This is a genomic window from Microbacterium sp., assembly GCF_032084865.1.
Classification (GTDB): Bacteria; Actinomycetota; Actinomycetes; order Actinomycetales; family Microbacteriaceae; genus Microbacterium.
Genome location: NZ_DAMDLU010000089.1, coordinates 1 through 5,752 on the forward strand (window position 1 = coordinate 1; position 5,752 = coordinate 5,752).

A 5,752-nucleotide genomic window follows, 5' to 3' on the forward strand; every position below is an offset into this window, starting at 1 on the left:
GGATGCCCGCCGAGGTCAGCAGCTTGGCGAGCTTCTTGGCATGGTGCTTGGTGCGGGTGAACAGGATGCGACGGCCCAGACCCGAGGCGAGGTCCTCGACGAGCTTCTTCTTGGCGTCCGCGTCAGACGCGATGAGCACGCGGTGGGTCATCTCGCCGACGGGAACGCTGGCCTCGTCGACCTCGTGGCTGACCGGGCTGCTGAGGAACCGCTTCGCGAGCGAGTCGATGCCGCGGTCGAGGGTGGCGCTGAACAGCAGGCGCTGACCGCCGGCCGGAGTGGCCGAGAGGATGCGGGTGACGCCCGGCAGGAAGCCCAGGTCGGCCATGTGGTCGGCTTCGTCGAGCACGGCGACCTCGACGGCACCGAGCGAGACGACGCCCTGCTTCATGAGGTCTTCGAGGCGGCCTGGGCACGCCACGACGATGTCGACGCCGCCGCGCAGCGCCTGCTCCTGCGGACGCTGCGAGACGCCGCCGAACACCGGGGTGACGCGCATGCCGACGGCCTCGGCGAGCGGCCTGATGGTCGCGGCGATCTGGGTGGCGAGCTCGCGGGTCGGCGCGAGCACGAGTCCGCGGGGACGGCCGGGCTGGCGGCGAGTGCCGGATGCCGACAGGCGAGCAACCAGGGGCAGCGCGAAGGCGATGGTCTTGCCGCTGCCGGTGCGGCCGCGGCCGAGCAGGTCGCGGCCCGCGAGGGAGTCCGGAAGCGTGTCGCGCTGGATGGCGAACGCCTCGGTCTTGCCGTCGGCGGCCAGAACGTCGGCCAGCGCGGCGGGCACGCCGAGATCGAGGAAGGAAGGCATAGGAGTATCTCCGGGAAGGCGCAGCATGGCTGCGGAAGGGGGCGACGGCGCGGGATCGCGCATCGTTTCGCCGCTCGAGTGACCGCGACCGGATGCCGGTGCGGAAGGATTTCGACGACGCAGACGTCTCGCTTCGCGAGGGGCGTCGGGTCCCACACTAACATCAGGCGCGGACGCGGGCCTGAACGTGCACCGTGATCAGGCGTGCAGCATCTCGTTCAGCGTCACCCCGTGGCCCGAGCGCTGCACGACCTCGACCGCGCCGCTCAGCGAGTTGCGGCGGAACAGCAGCCCGCTGCGGCCCGACAGCTCGGCGGCCTTGATCGTCTGTCGCCCGCCCTCCGGCATGACCGGGGCGTCGGCGACGACGACCTTGGTTCCCGCGGTCAGGTACAGCCCGGCCTCGACGATGCAGTCATCACCCAGCGAGATCCCGATGCCCGCGTTCGCTCCCAGCAGCGTGCGCGCGCCGATCGAGACGCGGTGCTGGCCGCCGCCGGAGAGCGTGCCCATGATCGATGCGCCGCCGCCGATGTCGCTGCCGTCGCCGACCACGACGCCCTGCGAGATGCGTCCCTCCACCATCGAGGCGCCGAGGGTGCCGGCGTTGAAGTTCACGAAGCCCTCGTGCATGACCGTCGTGCCGGGGGAGAGGTGGGCGCCGAGACGAACCCGCGACGCGTCGGCGATGCGCACGCCGGCGGGCTGCACGTAGTCGGTGAGGCGGGGGAGCTTGTCGAGCCCCTGCACCTGGATGCCGTGGCGCTGCAGCACCGGCCGCAGTCTCGCCGCATCGGCCGGATGCATGGGCCCGGCGTTGGTCCACGCCACGGTGGGCAGGTGCCCGAAGATGCCGTCGAGGCTGAGCCCGTTGGGACGAACCAGCAGGTGCGACAGGGCGTGCAGGCGCAGATACGCGTCAGCGGTGGATGCGACCGGCGTGTCGAGGTCGACGGAGAGCTGAACGAACTCGACCGTCACTCCCCGGCGCTCGTCGTCGTCGGCGAAGGCGCCCCACGACGATGCCGCAGCCGCGGCATCGTCGGGCTCCTGGTCACCGAGCCCGAGCTCGGGGTACCAGGCATCGAGGACGGTGCCGTCGGACGCGATCGTGCTCAGGCCGACGCCCCAGACCGTGCGTGCAGTGCTCATGCCTCTACGGTACGGTGCCACGCTCAGTCGTGGCGAGATGTGTCGGCGTGGCTAGGCTGGGCGCATGGCGCTGGATCTGACTGCATCCTCTCTCGAGCTCACCCGCACGATCTGCGACATCCCGAGCGTGTCGGGCGGCGAGGCGCTGCTGGCAGACGAGATCGAGGCGGCGGTGCGGGCGTACCCGCACCTCGAGGTGGTGCGTCACGGCAACACCGTCGTCGCCCGCACGGCTCTCGGCAGGGCGCAGCGCGTGGTCATCGCCGGGCACATCGACACCGTGCCGATCAACGGCAACGTGCCCACCCGCGACGTCGAGCTCGACGGTGCGGGATACCTGTGGGGGCGCGGCACGGTCGACATGAAGGCCGGCGTGGCGGTGCAGCTCAAGCTGGCAGCCGAGCTCACCGACCCCTCGGTCGACATCACCTGGATGTGGTACGACAACGAGGAGGTGGACGCCTCGCTGAACGGTCTCAACCTGCTCGCCCAGGCGCGCCCCGACCTCTTCGCCGCCGACTTCGCCATCCTGGGCGAGCCGTCCGACGGACGCGTCGAGGGCGGATGCAACGGAACGCTGCGCGCGGTCGTCCGCGTGCACGGCGTTCGCGCGCACAGCGCGCGCTCCTGGATCGGCGAGAACGCGATCCACGCGGCAGCGCCGATCCTCACCCGGCTGGCCGAGTACCGGGCCCGTGAGGTCACGGTCGAAGGCCTGGGCTACCGCGAGGGGCTCAACGCAGTCAGCATCCGCGGCGGCGTCGCCGGCAATGTCATCCCCGACCTGTGCGAGGTCGAGGTCAACTACCGCTTCGCGCCGAGCAAGAGCGTGGCCGACGCGGAGGACCACGTTCGCGCGGCGTTCGCGGGGTTCGAGGTCGAGGTCCTCGACGTCGCCGGCGGCGCTCGTCCCGGCCTGGACGCGCCGATCGCTCAGCAGTTCCTCGCGGCCGTCGGGGGAGAGGCGCACGCCAAGTACGGCTGGACCGATGTCGCGCGCTTCTCGGCGATGGGCGTTCCCGCCGTGAACTACGGCCCCGGCGATCCGCACCTCGCACACCACGATGAGGAGCGCGTGCCGATCGAGCAGATCGAGGACGTCGAACGCGGACTGCGCGCGTGGCTCACCGCGTCCTGACCGGCGCACCGCGCGGCTGGGTGCGCACGCCCGTCCCTGCCCGCATCGCGATCATCTATCTGCTGTCGCGGCTGGTGACGACCGGGTTCTTCGCGCTCGCCGCGGCCTGGTCGAGCGTCTCATCTCGGTTCGGGGCGGCGCCGACGCTGGGCGACTACGCCCTCGGCTGGGACGCCCAGTGGTACTGGACGGTCGCGGTTTTCGGCTACCCGACCGCGCTGCCGGTGAACGACGCCGGTCAGGTCCTCGAGAACGCCTGGGCGTTCATGCCGGTGTACGCATACCTCGCGCAGTTCGCGGGTCTGGGCGACTGGGGGGCCGGGGCGGTGCTGGTGTCGCTCGTGTCGGGCTACCTCGCCTGTCTCGCCCTGTTCCGGCTGCTGCGTACCCGGATCGGGGCGACCGCGGCGCTGTGGGCGGTGGCGTTCTTCGCGAGCGGGCCGCTCGCCGCCCTGTTCCAGGTGGGGTACGCCGAGAGCCTGTTCGTGCTGCTGCTGCTCGTGGCGATCGACCTCGTGTCGCGACACCGGTACGGATGGCTGTACCTCGTGATCCCGGTGATGGGCTTCACTCGTCCCGGAGTGCTGGCGTTCGCGCTGTTCCTCGGGCTGCACGGCATCTCGCGGTGGCTCACGCGTGACAGGCATCCGCTGCCGGTGAAGGACATCGTGCACATCGTCGCGCTCGGCGCGCTGACGACCGTGGTCGGCTTCTCGTGGCAGGTGATCGCCGGGGTCGTCACGGGCGATCCCGGCGGGTACTTGAAGACGGAGCTGTCGTGGCGACGCAACTGGCTCAGCGACGCGTCTGAGGATTTCATCCCGTTCGAGGGTTTCGTGCGCGGTGCCGAGTTCTGGGCCGAGCAGTGGGGGATGCCCACATGGGCGGGTTGGGTCATCCTCGTGGTCCTGGTGATCGGCGCGGCGTACGCCCTGCTGCGCGCGCGCAGCGTGCGGCGGCTCGGCCTCGACATCCGGCTCTGGAGTGCGAGCTACCTGCTGTATCTGCTGGCGGTGTTCTTCCCGCAGTCGAGCACCTTCCGCCTGCTCTTCCCGCTGACCCCGCTCGCAGGGGCCGTCGCGGTGCCGCGTTCGGGGGCGTACCGGTGGGGGGTGCTGCTGGTCTGCCTGCTGCTGCAGTGGGTCTGGATTCTCGCGATGTACGGCTCGGCGCGGACGTTCTGGCAGATCCCGTGACCCGGATGTGACGCGCGTAACGCCGAAGGGGGAGGGTACCGATAAACTTGACGCATACCACCGAGGGAAAGGGTGCCACGATGGCAGCGATGAAGCCGAGGACCGGCGACGGACCGATGGAGGCCGTGAAGGAGGGGCGACTCATCATCGTGCGGGTTCCGCTCGAGGGCGGCGGACGTCTGGTCGTATCCGTGAACGACGCAGAGGCGAAGGAGCTTCACGACGTGCTGGGTGCCGTCGTGAGCGCCTGACCTCCCGATGAGAGGGGCGGTGGATCTGCGGATCCACCGCCCCTCTGCTGTTCCAGCCCGCCGGGTGCCTGTTCCGCGGCGCGTGATCGGCAGGCACCCGCCAGCCGGGTCTACTCGGCGATGCGGGCGAGCTGCAGCAGTCCCTCGCCGACGGTCGAGAGGGCGGCGAGCACCGCCTGCGACTCCTGGGTCTCCTGCACCAGCGAACGGTAGGCGCTGGTCACCGCGTCGCGCTGCACCGGGTCTGCCACGCGGCCGCCCTGCAGCACACGCGGCACGAGAACCAGGCCGCCGGTGCGCACGAGACGCAGGCCGTGCTCGACGTACTCGATGACGTTCTCGGCGTCGGCGTCGATGAAGACGATGTCGTATGCGCCTTCGTTCATGCGCGGCAGCACGTCGGCCGCGCGGCCGGTGATGAAGCGGCCGCGGGCAGCGGGGATGCGCGCGTCGGCGAATGCCTGGCGAGCGGCTGCGAGGTGCTCGCGCTCGTTGTCGATGGTGGTCAGCACCGCCTGCGGCGCTCCGCGCAGCAGCCACAGGCCGGAGACTCCAGCGCCGGTGCCGATCTCGAGGATCGATCGGGCGGCGCTGGCGGCGGCCAGCACCGCGCTCTGCGCGCCCACCGCGGCGCTGATCGGGGCGGCTCCGAGTTCCAGGGCGTGGGCGCGCGCGCGTGCGATCGCGGCGGGTTCCACGATCGTCTCTCGCGCGAAACGGGCGTTCGCGTCGTGCTCGCTCATGGGGTCTCTCCTCGGAAAAGCTTGTGTTCACCAGCGTAAGCGGCGGCGGCGGATCACGCGGGGAGGCGCGGCGGGTAGCCTGGGGGGATGGAACTGGGGTTGACCTTCGACAAGCTGCTGCTGATCGGGCTTATCGCTGTCATCATCATCGGCCCCGAGCGTCTGCCGAAGGCCGCGGAGTCGTTCGCGAAGTTCGTACGCCGCGCGGGAGAGTACCTCCGCGACACGAAGAGCAGGATGCGCGACGAGCTCGGCCCTGAGATCGACGAGGTCGACTGGCGCAAGCTCGATCCGCGCCAGTACGACCCGCGCCGGATCATCCGCGACGCCCTCTTCGAAGAGCCGGAGTTCGAGGCGAAGCCGGTGTCCGCGCCGACTGCCGTCGCCACCGATCCGGTCACCCCCGTGCGGCCGCGCATGACGCGCACGTACTTCTCCCGCCAGACCCCGCCGCCGTTCGACGT

Annotated in this window: 7 protein-coding genes; 4 read left to right on the forward strand and 3 right to left on the reverse strand. The window is 70.7% G+C overall.

The window, feature by feature from the left end:
* On the reverse strand, positions 1-808 hold an 808-nt coding region (locus tag RT309_RS10095), incomplete at its 3' end, for a DEAD/DEAH box helicase (RefSeq protein ID WP_313356739.1).
* A 198-nt stretch (positions 809-1,006) separates the two neighbouring features.
* Positions 1,007-1,960: a 2,3,4,5-tetrahydropyridine-2,6-dicarboxylate N-succinyltransferase gene (dapD, locus tag RT309_RS10100; RefSeq protein WP_313356740.1), complete on the reverse strand. Its 954-nt coding sequence runs from the start codon at positions 1,958-1,960 to the stop codon at positions 1,007-1,009.
* A gap of 64 nt (positions 1,961-2,024) precedes the next feature.
* Between dapD and dapE the strand changes: the two genes are divergently transcribed.
* From dapE to RT309_RS10115, 3 genes are all read left to right on the forward strand, one after another.
* Positions 2,025-3,098: a succinyl-diaminopimelate desuccinylase gene (gene dapE / locus RT309_RS10105; RefSeq protein WP_313356741.1), complete on the forward strand. Its 1,074-nt coding sequence runs from the start codon at positions 2,025-2,027 to the stop codon at positions 3,096-3,098.
* Positions 3,080-4,294: a hypothetical protein gene (locus RT309_RS10110; protein ID WP_313356742.1), complete on the forward strand. Its 1,215-nt coding sequence runs from the start codon at positions 3,080-3,082 to the stop codon at positions 4,292-4,294. Before dapE ends, RT309_RS10110 begins: the two co-directional genes overlap by 19 nt.
* A gap of 80 nt (positions 4,295-4,374) precedes the next feature.
* Positions 4,375-4,545, forward strand: coding sequence for a DUF3117 domain-containing protein (locus RT309_RS10115; RefSeq protein WP_071644972.1), 171 nt, complete (start codon positions 4,375-4,377; stop codon positions 4,543-4,545).
* A 110-nt stretch (positions 4,546-4,655) separates the two neighbouring features.
* Here the strand turns inward: RT309_RS10115 and RT309_RS10120 are convergent, their stop codons facing one another.
* Positions 4,656-5,288 (reverse strand): class I SAM-dependent methyltransferase, encoded by a 633-nt coding sequence (locus tag RT309_RS10120; protein WP_313356743.1) that lies wholly within the window; start codon positions 5,286-5,288, stop codon positions 4,656-4,658.
* An 87-nt stretch (positions 5,289-5,375) separates the two neighbouring features.
* On the opposite strand from RT309_RS10120, the gene RT309_RS10125 reads away from it, so the two are divergent.
* On the forward strand, positions 5,376-5,752 hold a 377-nt coding region (locus RT309_RS10125), incomplete at its 3' end, for a Sec-independent protein translocase TatB (RefSeq protein ID WP_313356744.1).

Bases quoted from the DNA above. Each gene is read 5' to 3' on its own strand.
- dapD (WP_313356740.1), bottom strand. From the start codon at position 1,960: ATGAGCACTGCACGCACGGTCTGGGGCGTCGGCCTGAGCACGATCGCG.
- dapE (WP_313356741.1), top strand. From the start codon at position 2,025: ATGGCGCTGGATCTGACTGCATCCTCTCTCGAGCTCACCCGCACGATC.
- RT309_RS10115 (WP_071644972.1), top strand. From the start codon at position 4,375: ATGGCAGCGATGAAGCCGAGGACCGGCGACGGACCGATGGAGGCCGTG.
- RT309_RS10120 (WP_313356743.1), bottom strand. From the start codon at position 5,288: ATGAGCGAGCACGACGCGAACGCCCGTTTCGCGCGAGAGACGATCGTG.